At 62.0% G+C, this 16,317-nt stretch carries 16 protein-coding genes and 2 tRNA genes; 5 read left to right on the top strand and 13 right to left on the bottom strand.

The window, feature by feature from the left end; all coding sequences use genetic code 11:
* Positions 1–38 precede the first annotated feature (38 nt).
* The gene (locus KJS28_RS08935) at positions 39–1,154 is read left to right on the top strand and encodes an aldo/keto reductase (RefSeq protein ID WP_213540626.1); all 1,116 of its coding nucleotides are present in this window, start codon (positions 39–41) and stop codon (positions 1,152–1,154) included.
* A gap of 502 nt (positions 1,155–1,656) precedes the next feature.
* On the opposite strand, the gene KJS28_RS12810 is transcribed toward KJS28_RS08935, so the two are convergent.
* From KJS28_RS12810 to KJS28_RS08985, 10 genes are all read right to left on the bottom strand, one after another.
* Positions 1,657–1,866 (bottom strand): toll/interleukin-1 receptor domain-containing protein, encoded by a 210-nt coding sequence (locus tag KJS28_RS12810; RefSeq protein ID WP_213540627.1) that lies wholly within the window; start codon positions 1,864–1,866, stop codon positions 1,657–1,659.
* A gap of 57 nt (positions 1,867–1,923) precedes the next feature.
* Positions 1,924–2,685: a stage II sporulation protein D gene (spoIID, locus tag KJS28_RS08945; RefSeq protein ID WP_213540628.1), complete on the bottom strand. Its 762-nt coding sequence runs from the start codon at positions 2,683–2,685 to the stop codon at positions 1,924–1,926.
* A 467-nt stretch (positions 2,686–3,152) separates the two neighbouring features.
* Entirely contained in the window at positions 3,153–4,967 is a 1,815-nt protein-coding gene (gene ftsH / locus KJS28_RS08950) for an ATP-dependent zinc metalloprotease FtsH (RefSeq protein WP_213540629.1), read from the bottom strand.
* 126 nt (positions 4,968–5,093) lie between these two features.
* Complete coding sequence (locus KJS28_RS08955) at positions 5,094–5,315, bottom strand: hypothetical protein (RefSeq protein WP_213540630.1); 222 nt, start codon at positions 5,313–5,315, stop codon at positions 5,094–5,096.
* Between the two features lie 135 nt (positions 5,316–5,450).
* A tRNA-Ser gene (locus KJS28_RS08960) sits at positions 5,451–5,542 on the bottom strand.
* Between the two features lie 16 nt (positions 5,543–5,558).
* A tRNA-Ser gene (locus KJS28_RS08965) sits at positions 5,559–5,646 on the bottom strand.
* Positions 5,647–5,788: 142 nt separating this feature from the next.
* Complete coding sequence (locus KJS28_RS08970) at positions 5,789–6,949, bottom strand: ABC transporter ATP-binding protein (protein ID WP_213540631.1); 1,161 nt, start codon at positions 6,947–6,949, stop codon at positions 5,789–5,791.
* A 312-nt stretch (positions 6,950–7,261) separates the two neighbouring features.
* On the bottom strand, positions 7,262–8,533 hold the full coding sequence (locus tag KJS28_RS08975) for an aspartate aminotransferase type Ic (protein ID WP_213540632.1): 1,272 nt from the start codon (positions 8,531–8,533) through the stop codon (positions 7,262–7,264).
* A gap of 31 nt (positions 8,534–8,564) precedes the next feature.
* On the bottom strand, positions 8,565–9,389 hold the full coding sequence (locus KJS28_RS08980; protein ID WP_228298371.1) for a carbon-nitrogen hydrolase family protein: 825 nt from the start codon (positions 9,387–9,389) through the stop codon (positions 8,565–8,567).
* A gap of 15 nt (positions 9,390–9,404) precedes the next feature.
* On the bottom strand, positions 9,405–9,647 hold the full coding sequence (locus tag KJS28_RS08985) for a Smr/MutS family protein (protein ID WP_021858569.1): 243 nt from the start codon (positions 9,645–9,647) through the stop codon (positions 9,405–9,407).
* A gap of 151 nt (positions 9,648–9,798) precedes the next feature.
* Here KJS28_RS08985 and KJS28_RS08990 point away from each other — a divergent pair, with 151 nt between their 5' ends.
* Genes KJS28_RS08990 through KJS28_RS09005 form a run of 4 tightly spaced genes read left to right on the top strand, consistent with a single transcriptional unit; the run spans position 9,799 to position 12,355 of the window.
* The gene (locus KJS28_RS08990) at positions 9,799–10,368 is read left to right on the top strand and encodes a VanZ family protein (RefSeq protein WP_213540633.1); all 570 of its coding nucleotides are present in this window, start codon (positions 9,799–9,801) and stop codon (positions 10,366–10,368) included.
* A 15-nt stretch (positions 10,369–10,383) separates the two neighbouring features.
* On the top strand, positions 10,384–10,860 hold the full coding sequence (locus KJS28_RS08995; protein WP_213540634.1) for a YfcE family phosphodiesterase: 477 nt from the start codon (positions 10,384–10,386) through the stop codon (positions 10,858–10,860).
* Positions 10,861–10,865: 5 nt separating this feature from the next.
* Entirely contained in the window at positions 10,866–11,702 is an 837-nt protein-coding gene (locus KJS28_RS09000; RefSeq protein ID WP_213540635.1) for a deoxyribonuclease IV, read from the top strand.
* Entirely contained in the window at positions 11,702–12,355 is a 654-nt protein-coding gene (locus tag KJS28_RS09005; protein WP_213540636.1) for a Pr6Pr family membrane protein, read from the top strand. The genes KJS28_RS09000 and KJS28_RS09005 overlap by 1 nt, the downstream gene beginning before the upstream one ends.
* A 49-nt stretch (positions 12,356–12,404) precedes the next feature.
* On the opposite strand, the gene KJS28_RS09010 is transcribed toward KJS28_RS09005, so the two are convergent.
* The 3 genes from KJS28_RS09010 to KJS28_RS09020 are packed head-to-tail and all read right to left on the bottom strand — an operon-like array spanning position 12,405 to position 16,293.
* Positions 12,405–14,435 (bottom strand): YgiQ family radical SAM protein, encoded by a 2,031-nt coding sequence (locus tag KJS28_RS09010; protein WP_213540637.1) that lies wholly within the window; start codon positions 14,433–14,435, stop codon positions 12,405–12,407.
* Positions 14,436–14,459: 24 nt separating this feature from the next.
* Positions 14,460–15,506 carry a bifunctional histidine phosphatase family protein/GNAT family N-acetyltransferase gene (locus KJS28_RS09015; protein WP_213540638.1) on the bottom strand — a complete coding sequence of 349 codons (1,047 nt, stop codon included), beginning with the start codon at positions 15,504–15,506 and terminating at the stop codon, positions 14,460–14,462.
* A gap of 25 nt (positions 15,507–15,531) precedes the next feature.
* Positions 15,532–16,293 (bottom strand): beta/alpha barrel domain-containing protein, encoded by a 762-nt coding sequence (locus KJS28_RS09020; protein WP_213540639.1) that lies wholly within the window; start codon positions 16,291–16,293, stop codon positions 15,532–15,534.
* Between the last annotated feature and the right edge of the window lie 24 nt (positions 16,294–16,317).

Raw genomic sequence — 16,317 nt, forward strand, 5'->3', positions numbered from 1 at the left:
CGGAAAATACCGCAAAACGCCGTTGAGGAGGGATATTTATGGACCGTATCAAGAAAAATTTCGGTTTCGGCTGTATGCGCCTGCCCATGTCAGGCGACGAGGTAGACAAGGTCCAGATGTGTCAGATGGTGGACGCATTTCTGGAGGCGGGCTTTAACTACTTCGACACCGCCCACGGCTATCTGCAGGGCAAGAGCGAGACGGCCCTGCGGGACTGTCTCACCAGCCGCTACCCCAGAGACCGCTATGTGCTGACGGATAAGCTCACCGGCAGCTACTTCAAGACCGAGGCAGACATCCGCCTCTTCTTTCAGCGCCAGCTGGAGGCCTGCGGCGTGGAGTACTTCGATTTCTACCTGATGCACTCTCAGCACGCCGGGAACTTCGGCCACTTCCGGGATTGCCGGGCCTATGAGACGGCCTTCGCCCTGAAGGCCGAGGGCAAGGTCCGCCATGTGGGCATCTCCTTCCATGACCGGGCGGAGGTGTTGGAGGAGATCCTCACCACCTATCCCCAAATCGAGGTGGTGCAGATCCAGTTCAACTACGCCGACTATGACGACCCCGGTGTCCAGAGCCGCCTGTGCTACGAGGTGTGCCGCCGCCACAACAAGCCCGTGCTGGTGATGGAGCCGGTGAAGGGCGGGCATCTGTCCAACCTGCCGCCCCAGGCCAAGGCTGTGCTGGATGAGCTCCACGGCGGCAGCCCCGCCAGCTATGCCATCCGCTTCGCCGCCGGCTTCGAGGGCATCCTGATGGTGCTCTCCGGCATGAGCACGTTGGAGCAGATGAAGGACAACATCGCCTTTATGAAGGACTTCCGGCCGCTGGATCCGCAGGAGCGGGCCGCCGTGGATCGGGTACAGGCGATCTTCCATGGGATGCACCTGATCCCCTGCACCTCCTGCCGCTACTGCGTGGATGGATGTCCCCAGCACATCGCCATCCCCAATCTGTTCGCCCTGATGAACACCAAGCAACTCTACCACGACTGGAACGCCGACTTTTACTATGAGGACGTCCACACCGGGCCGGGCCGCAAGGCATCGGACTGCATCCGCTGCGGCCAGTGTGAGCGCATCTGTCCCCAGCACCTGCCCATCCGGCAGCTGTTGGTGGACGTGGCCAAGGAGTTTGAAAAGCCTCAGGCGTGAGGGCATCGAAAAAGCGTATCATGAAGCCCCCTGCTCCCCCTTGGGGCCGCAGGGGGCTTTTTCTTCCGACAACAAAAAGGGATGCTGATACTCTGTATCAGCATCCCTTTTTGTTGACGTAGGTATCAGCTAAAGCTGATCTCTCCCCGCATAGTCTTTGACAGCAGCTCATCGCTCTGCACCGGCAGCTCCGTGGCGTACTCCACCCGATTCTCAAGTGCCGTGCGCACGGCTACCTGCCGATCCAGCGGGCAGTCCAGCACCGTGAATTGATAGGTATTGCAGGCCCCCAGCGTCTCCCAATCCATGGTCGCCTGATAGCTCAGGATGAGATCGTGATAGCTTGCCTCTGTCAGGGTGCGGATATCCGTCACCGCCGTATGGCTGATATCCAGTAGGCGGATGCGCTCCGGCAGCTGCTGCCATGCGGCGATGCCGCTGATATCCAGCGACCGCAGCTTGGGGAAGCCTGTCAGGTCAAGGCTCTCCGCCTGTGCCTCCGTCAGAGTGCAGCCCGGCAGCTCCGGATGGCCTGTGGGATCTCCGTGGCATAGCTGGCACCGCCGGTGATGCTGTTCGGTGCCATCCAGCAGCTGATACCGCCGCTCTCCAGCTGCTGCCGGACCCAATCCGCCTCTTGAAATTCCTCGGATTTATAGCTGATGAACACGTCCTGTCCCATAGCGGTCGCCTCCGTTTTATGTCTTGTCATGGGCGATTATACCATGCAGACGCCGCTATTTCAACGGGTCAAGCCCCGGAAATTTCCCTACTCCTTATACGCCCCAATGGTAACGTCGGCATAGTACCAGTGTATGATCTCCTGCCACGTCTTGCCCTGACGGGCCAGCAGCTCAGCTCCGTACTGGCTCATGCCCACGCCGTGACCGAAGCCCGTGACCCGAAAGGCAACGCCCTCCTCACCCGTATCCACGGTGAAGCACGCTGAGCGCAGGGAGAACAGCCGCCGCACCTCCGTCCCCTCCACGCTGACACCGCCGATGGTCACACGCTCCACCCGGCCGGAGTCGTTGACCGTCCGATCCCGGAACCACTCCGCCGGGTCGCCGGAGAGATCGGCATCCCCATGGGCCGCCAGAAAGATCTCCCGGAACTCCTCCGGGGAGAAGGTGCTGACGCTGTAATAGTTGGGGACGCTGTCCTCCCCCTCCGGGGTCTCCACGCTGTGCAGATACGGCAGCGAGGAGGACCACACATCCCCGGAATCTGCTGTGACCCCGGCGGAGGAGGAGTGGAAGGCCGCCAGAATGGGCGAGCCGTCATAGAGGATGATCTGCCCGTCGGTATCCCGCACTGCCTGCTGCACCTTGGTCTCGTACTCCTCCGCCTTGTCCCCCCACCGGGCCGCTGCGTCCTCCTGCGCCACATAGGCGCTGCAGCAGGCCGGGGAGGTACAGACATCCGCCTCCGGGTGGGCATCCTTACGTCCGCCCGCCATGTGGTAGCAGATGAAGGTGCGCTCCGCCACAGCCTGAGCGTCCAGCGCCTGCTGGGAGAAGGCGGCGGGCATCTCCCCCCCCGCACCACCCCCGGCAGATACTCCGCCATGGTCATCTGCCGCAGCTCCTGCCCGTCCCACACGGTGAGGGCAATGTCCGCATCCGCCCGCTGCTCCTCAGCGGCGAGCGGCTCCGGCTGGGCCTGTCCCCCCTCCGGAGCCTCCGCCAGCCACGGGATGCCAAACAGCAAAAGCATCAGCACAAGTGTCACCGCCGCACAGGAACGCATGGGACATACCTCCTTCTCCTCTGTACCGTCCATGGGAATTTGTCCCTTCATGGTATGCACCGGCGGTGGGAAATAGACCTGCTAAAACCACAAGGCGGAGAACCTCTCGGTTCTCCGCCTTCATGGTGGGAAGATTGATGAAAAAAGTTATTTGTCTCTTGCAAGTATAGGATACCCAAGGGATGTTACAAAAATTCGGGGGTAATTATTACAAAAGTCTTAAATGTTTTTCGGCGGAAAATCAGCTGCTCACTCCCCCAGAATGTGCATGAATTCCTCGCCGGTGATGGTCTCCTTCTCATAGAGGAAGGCTGCCAGACGGTCCAACTTCTCCCGGTTCGCCGTAAGGATGTCCACCGCCTTGTCATGCTCCCGCTTCACCAGCTCCACCACCTGTTGGTCGATCTTGGTCTGGGTATCGGCGGAGCAGGCCAACGAGGCGTCACCCCCCAGATACTGGTTGGTGACGGTCTCCAGTGCCACCATACCGAAGTCGTCGCTCATGCCATAGCGGGTAATCATGGCACGGGCCAGCTCGGTGGCCTGCTCGATGTCGTTGGAGGCCCCGGTGGTAACGGAGCCGAACACCACCTCCTCGGCAGCCCGGCCGCCGGTAAGGGTAGCGATCTTGTTCTCCATCTCCTCCTTGGTCATGAGGTAGTGGTTGCCCTCCTCCACCTGCATCGTGTAGCCCAAGGCCCCGGAGGTACGGGGTACGATGGTGATCTTCTGCACCGGGGCGGAGTGGGTCTGCATGGCCGCCACCAGCGCATGGCCGATCTCATGGTAGGAGACGATCTTCTTCTCGTGGTCAGTCATGATGGCGTTCTTCTTCTGATACCCGGCGATGACCACCTCGATGCTCTCCTCCAGATCCGCCTGCGTGGCGAAGCGGCGACCGTCCCGGACGGCCCGCAGGGCCGCCTCGTTGACGATGTTGGCCAGCTCTGCGCCGGAAGCGCCGGAGGCCATGCGGGCCACCTTGTTGAAATCCACATCCTCGGCGATCTTGATCTTCTTGGCATGGACCTTTAGAATTTCCTCACGACCCTTCAGATCCGGCAGCTCCACCGGCACCCGGCGGTCAAAACGGCCGGGACGGGTCAGTGCCGGATCCAGCGACTCCGGACGGTTGGTAGCCGCCAGGATGATGACGCCGGTGTTGCCCTCGAAGCCGTCCATCTCCGTTAGCAGCTGATTCAGGGTCTGCTCCCGCTCGTCGTTGCCTCCCAGCTGTCCGTCACGTTTCTTGCCGATGGCGTCGATCTCGCCGATGAACACGATGCAAGGGGCCTTCTCCTTGGCCTGACGGAACAGGTCACGGACCTTGCTGGCACCCATGCCCACGAACATCTCCACAAATTCGGAGCCGGACATGGAGAAAAACGGCACGTTGGCCTCACCGGCCACAGCCTTGGCCAGCATGGTCTTACCGGTGCCCGGAGGGCCCACCAGCAGGATGCCCTTGGGCATGGAGGCACCGATGTCCTGATACTTGCTGGGGTCATGGAGGTAGTTGACCACCTCCTGCAAATTCTCCTTGGCCTCATCCTCTCCGGCCACATCGTCAAACTTGATGCCCTCGGCGGACTTGACGTAGACCTTGGCGTTGGACTTGCCCATATTGAACATCATGGAGTTTCCGCCGCCCATTTTCTTCATGAGACTGCGGGACAGCATCTGCCCCAGTCCAATGAAGATGATCAGCGGCAGCACCCAACCCAGAATACTCACCAGCAGCGAGGTCTGCTGGATCTCCGTGCCGCTGGTGGAGATGCCCGCCTCCAGCAGCCGGGACACCAGATCGTCGTCCGGCACCATGGCGGTCTTGTAGATGCTCTTTTCTTCGGTGTCGGTGAACAGGATGCGGTTATCCTGCTCCTGAATGTCCACCTTGCCGATTTCCTTCTTCTCCACCATGCTGACGAAGGTGTTGTAGTCCACCTCCTTGATCTGGTGCTCGGAGATCCACGGCATGGCCAACAGATTGAACAGCAGCAGCACCAGCATCACCAGCAGGTAGTAGTACAGCAGGGGCTTTTTCGGTGATTTGACCTCATTCATAGGCGTTTCCTCCGTTTCGTCCGGACCACTGAAGGCCTCCGGCGGCCCGCAAATTTTGATACCATCGATGGTATTGAAAAATAGTTGTTACATAGTGTAGCACAAGCTCTCGTAAATAGTAAACGGCTAAATTGTAAATTTCCCACCGCAAACGGCACTTTTTGCGTTTTTCAGGTCGCAGCAATAGGCCGCCGTATCGTTCATGCACAGGGTGTTGTACATCTGCCGCTTCCGCTCCAGATCGCTCTGGTCGGGCATGACCGTTCCCTGCTCTGTCTGTCCGTTTTCTGTTCCATGCCGCAGTATTTCTCCGGTCAGGATCTGTGATAGACACTGTATCTGCTCCATATCGTCTGTTTGTCCCGATTATATGCCAAGAGCCCCGCCCTTGTAAAGAGCCGATATGGGGCAGACGTGGATCAGGTCCGCCCTTCGGGGCAAAAGAAAAAACGGCAGGCATCCTGCGATGCTTGCCGTTTTTTTTGGCGCGGAAGGAGGGATTTGAACCCTCGCACGCGGTTTAGGCGTCTACTCCCTTAGCAGGGGAGCCCCTTCGGCCACTTGGGTACTTCCGCAGGCCGGTGATAAAGCTGGCGGAGAGAGTGGGATTCGAACCCACGGATGCTTTCACATCGCCGGTTTTCAAGACCGGTGCTTTCGACCACTCAGCCATCTCTCCGTGCGTAAAAGCAAACCTCTGCCAGAAGCAGATATGATTCTACCATCCCCGGAGCCATTTGTCAACACAAAATACACGCTCCCTGTGAAAAAGAGGGGGCGCAGCCACGCTGCGGCCCCCTCCCGTCATAGACAAAGCGGTGTTACCACTCCAGATTCTTCTCCGTCTCCTTGCTGAACACATGGGCCACATTGCCGCCGAAGATCATATTGACCTCGCTGCCGGCGGGGAAATGGGCCGCTGCGCCGTTGGTGGGGACGATGACGATGACGTCCTTGCCCTCCGCCGTAACATGGAGGTGGACCGACGAGCCCATCATCTCGGACACATCCACCTTGCCCTTCACGCCGTCGGCGCACAGCATGATGTGATCCGGACGCACGCCCAGCACCACGTCCTGCTCCGCCACGTCCTTGGCGGCCAGACGCTGCTGCTTCTCCTCCGACAGCTCCACGGTGACGCTGCCCACGGTGACGGTGTACTTGCCGTCCTTACGGGCCAGATGTGCGTCAAAGAGGTTCATCTGGGGCGTGCCGATGAAGCCCGCCACGAACAGGTTGGCCGGGTGGTCGAACACCTCCTGCGGCGTGCCGATCTGCTGGATGAATCCGTCCTTCATGATGACGATGCGGTCGCCCAGGGTCATGGCCTCGGTCTGATCGTGGGTGACGTAGATAAACGTGGTGTCGATGCGCTCCCGCAGCTTGATAAGCTCGGCCCGCATCTGATTGCGGAGCTTGGCGTCCAGATTGGACAGAGGCTCATCCATCAGGAACACGGCGGGGTCACGGACAATGGCACGACCGATGGCCACACGCTGGCGCTGACCGCCGGACAAAGCCTTGGGCTTACGGTCCAGATACTGGGTGATGTCCAAAATCTCCGCCGCCTGACGCACCCGCCGGTCGATCTCATCCTTGGGTACCTTCTTCAGCTTCAGGGAGAAGGCCATGTTCCCGTATACCGTCATATGGGGATACAGGGCGTAGCTCTGGAACACCATGGCGATGTCCCGGTCCTTGGGCTCCACGTCGTTCATCAGCTTGCCGTCGATGTACAGCTCGCCGCCGGAGATATCCTCCAGCCCGGCGATCATCCGCAGGGTGGTGGACTTGCCGCAGCCGGAGGGACCCACCAGCACGATGAACTCCTTGTCGGCAATGTGCAGGTTGAAGTCCTGCACCGCCACCACGCCCTCGTCGGTGATCTGAAGATCGTTTTTCTTCTCCGGCTCGCCCTTTTTCTTTTTCTTCTCGGTGTTGGGATAGATTTTCTTGAGGTTTTTCAGTACGACCTCTGCCATATGCATCTGACTGTGACCGCCCTGCCTCCGCATGGAGCGGCCTCACGCCCGGCTCAGCCGGCACGCCTTGCGACAGGTCTCCACACTGCCGCACCGCCAGTCACAGCGGACCTTGTTCCTCCTTTTTTAAGCCGTGCGGCACCATAGTGAGAAGTGGAGTGAATACCGCCGGTGGGAATAAGATACTTTATCTTACCGCATTTTTGCAGAAAAATCAACCATCCGCAGCGTCCTTTATAGGAAAAATCTACAAAAAGGCTGTGTGCCGCAGATCTGCGGCACACAGCCTTCCTTCTTACGCAGCCCAACGCATCACACGCCCAGCTTCTCCAGCGCCGCCAGACGCAGGCATGTACACAGCACCTGCGCCGCCTGCTCCAGCTCCGCCACCGGCGGCAGGGACGGGGCGATGCGGATATTGCTGTCCGCCGGGTCCACGCCGTAGGGGTAGGTAGCCCCGGCGCCGGTCATAGTGACTCCCGCCTCCCGGCACAGCTCCAGCGCCCGCCGTGCGGTGCCGGGCATGGCGTCCAGCGAGATGAAGTAGCCGCCGGTGGGCCTCGTCCATTGAGCGATGTCCAGCGGGGCCAGCTGCTCCAGCGCCGTCAGCACCGCCCGGAACTTGGGGGCCAGCACGGCGGCGTGGCGCTGCATCAGCGCCAGCGTATGGCTGCGATCCTTCAGATAGCGCACATGTCGCAGCTGGTTGATCTTATCATAGCCGATGGTCTGCACGCCGATGAGGGACAGCATATGGGCCATATTGGCCTCGCTGCACGCCATCACCGCCACCCCTGCGCCGGGGAAGGTGATCTTGCTGGTGGATGCGAACTCATAGACCATGTCGCCGTTTCCGGCCTGCCGGCACAGGCTCAGAATATCCGGGAAGGGGACGAACTCCCCCTCCAGCTCATGGATACAGTAGGCATTGTCCCACATCAGCATGAAGTCCGGGGCGGCGGGCCTCATAGCCGCCAGACGCTGCACCGTCTCCGCCGAATAAATGATGCCCTGGGGATTGGAGCACTTGGGAACGTTCCACATTCCCTTCACCGCCGGGTCCTGCACCAGCCGCTCCACCATGTCCATGTCCGGCCCCTCCTCCGTCATGGGTACGGTGATCAGCTCCATACCGAAGGACTGGCAGATACGGAAGTGGCGGTCATAGCCCGGTGCAGGGCAGAGCCACTTCACCGTCTCCAGCTTGCCCCACGGCTTCTCGCTGTGGAGCATCCCATGGGTATACGCCTTGGAGATGGCGTCGTACATCAGCTGCAAGCTGGCGTTGCCGCCGACGAACACCTGCTCCGCCCGGCAGCCCAGTATCTCGGCAAACAGCGCCCGTGCCTCCGGGATGCCCGCCAGCTCGCCATAGTTCCGGGTATCCAGCCCACCCGCCAGATAGTCCTCCGGTCGGGTCAGCTGCGCCATCTCCCGTGCCACCATGTCCAGCTGCTCCGTGCCGGGCTTACCACGGGCCATGTTCAGCTTCAGGCCCAGTGCCTTCTGTGCCTCATAGGCCTTTCGCACGGCGGCGTATTCCTCCCGCCGCTGGTCGGCGGTCATATCCTCATATCGTTTCATATTCTCGCTCCTCTCAGGAAAGTCTATTCTCTTACCGTACCTCGTACAGATCCGTTCTCCGGGCCGACAGAATGGGCAGCTGACGGCGGATGGCGTCGATGCGGGAAAGCTCCAGCTCCGTCACGGCGACCTCCTCCCCCGTGCCGCACTGGTGAACGATGCCGCCCCACGGTTCGCAGACCATGGAGTGGCCCCACGCCACATAGCTGCCGCTCTCGTCACGGGCCGGGGCGGTACCCACGGTGAACAGCTGGTTATCCACCGCCCGCTGCCGCAGCAGCAGCTCCCAGTGGGCGGGGCCGGTGGTCATGTTGAAGGCCGCCGGGGCCAGGATCATCCGGGCGCCCCGCAGGGTCATCACCCGGCAAAGTTCCTCGAACCGCAGGTCAAAGCACACGCACAGCCCCAGCCTGCCCCACGGGGTATCCAGCAGGGTGATGTCGTTTCCGGGGGCGAAGGTGTCGGACTCCATGAAGTACTGTCCCCCCTCCACGTTGACATCGAAGAGGTGTATCTTCCGGTGCCGGGCCGCCTGCCGCCCCTGATCGTCGTAGACGTAGCAGGTGTTGTAAAGCCTCTCCCCCTCCCGCTCCGGGATGGTGCCGCCTACGATCCAGATACCCAGCTCCCGGCTCAGAGCCGACAGGGCCTGCTGGGCCGGGCCGCCCTGCTCCTCGCTGTTGGGACGGAACATCTCGTTTTCATAGGGGCAGCAGAACATCTCCGGCAGCATCACCAGCTGCGCCCCCTGCTCCGCCGCCCGGCGGATGAGTACACAGGCCCGGCGGAGGTTCTCCGCCTTGTCCCGGCCCACCATCAGCTGAACCTGCCCCAGCTTCAGCGTCATACTGTCCATATGTGACCCCCTTCCTTAAAACTCCCGCAGTACCAGCTCCGTCACGCCGGGGCCTGCCGCCTCCAGCCGCAGCACCTGCGGGTGTCTGCCGTATTCCCGGCGCACCAGCTCCCGCAGGGCCGTGCCGCCGTGGTGTCCGTGGATGACACGGATGCGATAGGTACCGGGCCGTACCCGGCGCAGGGCGGCGTCCAGCGTCACCCGTGCCTGATATTCGTTTTTCCCGTGGAGATCGATCTCCCAGATCCCTGCGTACATCCCGTGGCCTCCTGCTTCAGTATGCTGCTATTGTACGGCAAAGCCGTTGAACTTTCAACCGCTTTCTGCTATGATAAGGAAAGAAAGCGTGTTTTCGCCACTCTCGACGCTGCGGCGCTTTTGCCGCCGCTGTGATACGAAAGGAATGTCTATGAAAAAATATCAGAAGCAGCTGCTCTCCCTGTTAGCCGGAGCCGTTCTGGGATATCTGGTATATTACTTTTTTCTGATAAACACACTATCGTTGTTCTTCACGACCGGGCTGCTGAGTATCGTCTCTTCCGCCCTGTTCCTGCTCCTGTCCATCGTTGGCTGTGCCGCCATCATCTATCTGCTTCTGGAAAAACGGGTCAGTAGGTGGATGCTGGTGCTGCTGAGCGTCACCTACTTCATAGCGCTGTTCATCATCCTGTTCTGCCGCCACCGGGTGGGGCGCATCGCCATTCTGGATCCGTTGGTGGGGCTCTCGCAGCTGGGAGACTGGGAGATGCTGATGCAGAGCCTGCTGAACCTCCTGATGTTCCTGCCCATGGGCTTTTTCTTCCGGAACCGGAAGCCATGGCAGGTGCTGCTGGGGGCATTGGGCATCTCGCTCTTCATCGAGGGGATGCAGTACCTCACCATGCGGGGGATGTTCGACACGCTGGATATCCTTCTGTACATTCTGGGCATCAGTCTGGGAGCGCTGCTGTTCCGGCTGCTGCGCCTGAAAATCGAGTAACCAAAGGAGCATTTCATGGAGATTCTGGTTCTTTCCGATTCCCACGGCAGGGTGGATCACATGGTCCGTGCCGTGGAGCAGTTCCACCCCCGGCAGGTACTGCATCTGGGGGACTGCGTCCGGGACGCTCAGGCGCTGGAGCGGCAATTCCCCCAGCTGCCGGTGACCATGGTTCCCGGCAACTGCGACTGGGGCCAGACCGGAGAGCCGGAGCGCCTGCTGGAGATAGAGGGTGTCCGCATCCTCATGATGCACGGACACACCCGCCACGTCAAGTCCTCCCCCATGGCCGCCGTCTACGCCGCCAGGGAGTACGGGGCCGACGTGCTGCTGTTCGGCCACACCCACGTCCCTCTGGTGGACTACGACGGCACCCTGTGGGTGATGAATCCCGGCGCCGCCGGGGACTACACCCGTCCCACCTGTGGTCTTCTCACCATCCGGAAGGGGGCCGTCATCTGCTCCGTGCAGAATATTTCTCTGGGGAGGTAAGCATCATGCGCTATATCGGCTGTCATCTCTCCTCCTCGGTGGGCTTTGCCGCCATGGGACGGACGGCGCTGTCCATCGGCGCCAACACCTTTCAGTTCTTCACCCGCAATCCACGGGGCAGCCGGGCCAAGCCCGTGGATCCGGCGGACGTAGCCGCCTATCTGGCGCTGGCGGCGAAGGCGGGGCTGGGGACCATTCTGGCCCACGCCCCCTATACCATCAACCCCTGCTCCAAGGATGAGCGCACCAGAGAGTTCGCCCGGCTGACGCTGGCCGATGACCTGCGGCGGATGGAATATCTGCCGGGGAATCTCTATAACTTCCACCCCGGCAGCCACACCGGTCAGGGGCTGGAAACCGGCATCACCCAGATCGCAGACACCCTCAACGCCATCCTCACCCCGGCGATGCACACCACCGTCCTGCTGGAGACCATGTCCGGCAAGGGAACAGAGGTAGGTAGCCGCTTCGAGGAGCTGCGGGAGATTCTGGACCGGGTGACACTGACGGAGCAGATGGGGGTCTGTCTGGATACCTGCCACGTCTCCGACGCCGGATACGACGTGGCCGGGGACTTGGATGGCGTCCTGACGGAGTTTGACCGGGTCATCGGCCTGCACCGTCTGAAGGCCCTCCACCTGAACGACAGCCTGAACCCCGTGGGCGCCCACAAGGACCGCCACGCCCGCATCGGAGAGGGGACTCTGGGAGCGGAGACCTTCCGCCGCATCGTGAACCACCCGGCCCTCCGGCGGCTCCCCATGCTGCTGGAGACACCCAACGAGCTGCCGGGCTACGCCGCCGAGATCGCCCTGCTGCGGGGCTTCGAGGAGGCGGAGTAATGGTACTGCGACTGTCTGCGTGGGGTATTTTCCTGCTGGGTGCGGTGGGCCTGCTGATCTACTCCACCCTGCTGCAAACGGGACACATCCGTGCCGGGATGTTCTGCTTTTACACCAATCTCAGCAACCTTCTGGTGCTGGTGTATGAGCTGGCGCTGGCCATTGCCGCCGGCCTCCCCCACAGCGCCGCTCTGCGTCTGCTGACGGGCAGTACCCTCAGCTTCTCCATGGCGCTGTGCATCCTCGTGACCCATCTGGTATATCAGTTCGTTCTGGTGCCGGACGCCAAGCGAAATGGCAAGCGCTTTGCCGACTTCGGTGCCAGCTTCGGCAACCTCTGCGTCCATTATCTGACGCCCCTGCTGGTGGTAGCCCAGTGGCTGCTGCTGGCAGATAAATCCTCCCTCGGCTGGCGCAGCGCCCTATGGTGGTTGACGCTGCCGCTGGCCTACTTCGCCTTTGCCATGCTCCGAGGCCGCAGCGGCAAACCCATCGGCCACACCCATCTGGTGTATCCCTACCCGTTTCTGGACCTGCCCCGGCTGGGCTGGCGGAAATTCACCGGATATGTGATGGGGATGCTGCTGAGCTTCTTTCTGCTGGGCTATGGCATGATGTGGCTGGGCCGGCTGGTAGGAACGCCTCTGGCATGAAAAAGAGGACAGGGACAAGCCGTTTCGCTTGTCCCTGTCCTTTTCTATGTCACTTCTTCCGCTTCTTGGCAAAAGCAGCTTTCTTGGCCGGGGACATCTTCCCCTTCTGGCCGGAAGCCGCTCCGCCATTGCGGCGGGACGCATCAGGCCGCTTACCGCCTCTATGCTCCGAACGTCCTCCGTGATGCACCTCCCGGCGGAGATTTCCCTCTCCGCCGTGCTGTCCGGGGCGCCGCTTTTCCCCGGAGGGCTGCTGCTCCGGCTGCTTGCCGAAGTACTTCTCCCCCTTCTGGGGTCGAATGAGGCACTCCGGCGTATAGCCGATGAGATCGGTGCGGCCTGCCTTCTCCAGCGCCTCTATGACCAGCCCCCGCAGCTCTGGCCGCTTCCACTGGAGCAACGCCCGCTGAAGGGCCTTTTCATGGGGGTCACGGGCCACATACACCGGCGTCATATCCCGTGGATCGATGCCGGTATAGTACATACAGGTAGAGAGGGTACCGGGGGTGGGATAGAAGTCCTGTACCTGCTGAGGCTGGTGGCCGGTGCGGTGCAGAAACTCTGCCAGCCGGACGGAATCCTCCAGCGTGCAGCCGGGGTGAGAGGACATGAGGTACGGCACCAGATACTGCTGCTTGCCCTCCTTCTCGTTGAGCTTCTGATACTGCCGCCAGAATCGCTCAAACACGTCGAAGTGGGGCTTTCCCATATAGTCCAGCACCGAGGCCACGCAGTGCTCCGGGGCCACCTTCAGCTGTCCGCTGATGTGGTAGTCCACCAGTTCCCGGAAAAAATCCTGATTTTTGTCCTGCAAAAGATAATCGTAGCGAATGCCACTGCGGACGAACACCTTCTTCACGCCATCCACCCGCCGCAGGCGCTGCAAAAGCGCCGTATACTCCGAGTGGTCGGCGTCCAGGTTCCTGCACGGCTCCGGGGCCAGACAGCTGCGGCCCTTGCACATCCCCCGCCGCTTCTGCTGGGCGCAGGAGGTGTGGCGGAAGTTGGCGGAGGGGCCTCCCACATCGTGGATATAGCCCTTGAACTTCGGGTCCTGCGTCAGCAGCTCCGCCTCCCGCACCACGGACTCGATGGAGCGGGAGGTGACCATGCGCCCCTGATGAAAGGCCAGTGCGCAGAAGTTGCAGCCGCCGAAGCAGCCCCGGTTGTGGGTGATGGAGAAGCGCACCTCCTCGATGGCGGGAACCTCCTCCCGATACATGGGGTGAACCTCCCGGACATAGGGCAAGTCGTACAGGGCATCCAGTGCCTCCCGGCTCAGTGGACGGGCCGGCGGATTCACCACCAGCACCCGGCCCTGACAGGGCTGCAGCACGGCGCACCCCCGGATGGGATCGTGCTCGTCGTACTGGATCTTGGTGGCTCTGGCGTAGGCCGTCTTGTCGGCGCACACCTCCTCATAGGAGGGACAGGCCACCGGATGGAAGCCGCTGCCCTCTCCGGTGGGTGCAATGTAGGCGGTGCCGGGGATGTCGGTGATCTCACGGGGCGGCACCTTTCTGGATAGCCTCCGGGCGATCTCACGGGTGGCCGCCTCCCCCATACCGTAGACCAGCAGGTCCGCCGGGGCATCAAAGAGGATGCTGCGGCGCACCTTGTCGTCCCAGTAGTCATAGTGGGCAAAGCGCCGCAGGGACGCCTCCAGTCCCCCGATGACGATGGGGGTATCGGGAAAGGCCTCTCTGGCCCGGTTGGCATAGACGATGGTGGGCCGATCCGGCCGATACCCCATTTTCCCGCCGGGGGAGTACAGATCTCTGTCCCGCCGCCGCTTGGCCACGGTGTAGTGGGCCACCATGGAGTCCAGATTGCCTCCGCCGATGAGCACCCCATAGCGGGGCTTTCCCATGGCTCGGAAAGCCTCGGCGTCGTGCCAGTCCGGCTGGGCCAGAATGGCCACCCGATAGCCCTCCCCCTCCAGCATCCGTGCAATGAGGGTGGTGCCGAAGCTGGGATGGTCGATGTAGGCGTCCGCCGTCACCACCAGAAAATCATAGTAATACCAGTCCCGCCGGAGCATCTCCTCCCGGCTCACTGGCAAAAATTCCGTGCCACGCATGGGTCACCTTCTCCTTTCCGCCCCTCACAGGGGGATGTGGGCGTCCAGCACCCGTGGCGTGATGTTCTTCTCCATAACGTCGCCCTCCACCGGGTAAAAGCCCAGCTTTGCCCAGAAGCTCCGCTGCCGGGCGTCTCCGCACCTCAGGCGCAGACGCAGCAGGCCCATGTGGCGGCAGCGCTGGATGATCTGTCCCAGGGGCTGGATGCCCTGATCCCGGCCCTGCCACTGGGGCAGCAGGCCGTACCAGCCGATCTCCCCCACGCCCTCCTCCGGGCGGGGCAGCAGCTGGTACGCACCAATCAGCTCGTCAACAAAGCGGACGGCCACGCCTTCGCCGCCGGTGGGAACGCCCAACTGCTGCCGCTCCTCCTCCGTCAGCGGGGCATACAGTTGGCCCATCTCCTGAACCCCCTTCTGCCGCCACCACTTCTGCTTGGCCAGCGTGGAGAGCCCCGCCTGTACCAGATGGCTGTTGTCATCCCGGTACAGCACCCGGATGTCATCGCCCTCCACCTCCAGCCGGGCCACGGAGGTGTTGTCTCCGAAGGGCGTGTCCCCGATCTCCAGCAGGCTCAGGCCCTGCAGGGTTCCCAGCACGATCCGCATGGCGGCGCCGTGGGAGAAAATGGCCACCGTCTGGCCGTCATGCTGCCGGGCCACCCGCCGCAGGGCCGGGAGGTAGCGATCCAGCACCTGCCGGGCCGTCTCGCTGCCGGGGACCTGCCAGCGATCCAGCCGGTGGTTGAAATCATGGTGGGACTGGGGGTACTTCCGCAGCAGCTCATACCAACAGTGCTCCTCCCACTCCCCCATGCAGATCTCCCGGAAGGCGGGATCCGGATGCAGCTCCAGTCCCTTGGGCAGATAGATGGACTGGGCTGTGGTGCGGGTGCGGATCAGGTCGCTGGCGTACACGGCATCCACCGGCACATCCCGGAAGCGCTCCGCCAGCGCCCGGATCTGGCGGCACCCCCGGTCATCGGTGATGCAGCTGTTATAGTGTCCGTGGGCAATGCGATAGAGATTGCCCTCCGCCTCGGCGTGGCGGACAAGATAAATGGTCGTCATAGCTTCTCCTTTGTGGGTATCCGGGTCACACCACCGTGACCCAGTGCTTCATCTCCCGGATGGCATCATCCATGGCCGCCGGCACGTCTTCTGCGTATTGCAGGGCATCGTCGATGACCATAGCCCCTCGGCCGAAATCGTCGAAGGCATAGCTGGCAGCTTCGCCGCCGCAGCCATCCAGCAGAAGGAAGGCATCCTTCAGCCGCCGCCGCAGCTCCCGCACATCCAGACTGTAATCCGTCTGGGCCATGATCCCAGCCCCCCGCCGAGCCATCTGCTCTCCCGCCGCCAAAAACAGGCGACGATCCCCGGCCATGAGGTTCTGCACCTCCGCTGCACCCGGCTCTGCCGTGCGGATCAGCGCAAACAGAGCCTTGTCTTCCCCCGCCGCCGCAGTGCCATAGTAGGGCGAGATCGTCACGGCGTCGGCATTCACCTCACCGCCCAGCCACACGGCGGGATCGGCGCAGCGTGCGTCCACAATGGCGTAAAGGCCCTGACTGCGGGCCATATGCACCAGATTCGACAGCACGTCCAGCCCCATAGCCCCGCACAGGAGATAGCGGTCAGCACGCAGCACCACTGCCGGCAGCCGCTGAGCCGCCTGAGCCATCAGCTGGGTGCCGTGGTAGCGCAGGGCCTCCGACCGGGCCATGACGCTCTCGCCGTAGAGATCGGTAAACCTCTTCACCACCGGGGCGGGAAGCCGGTTCGCCTCCGGGCCAAGGCCCAGCGCCAGCGGTGTCTTTTTTTTGCGGATATGTTCCTGCAAAGCCGTAATGGACATGAAACGCTCCTTCTCGCCGCAGAG

It is taken from the genome of Vescimonas coprocola (assembly GCF_018408575.1).
In the GTDB taxonomy this organism is placed as follows: domain Bacteria; phylum Bacillota; class Clostridia; order Oscillospirales; family Oscillospiraceae; genus Vescimonas; species Vescimonas coprocola.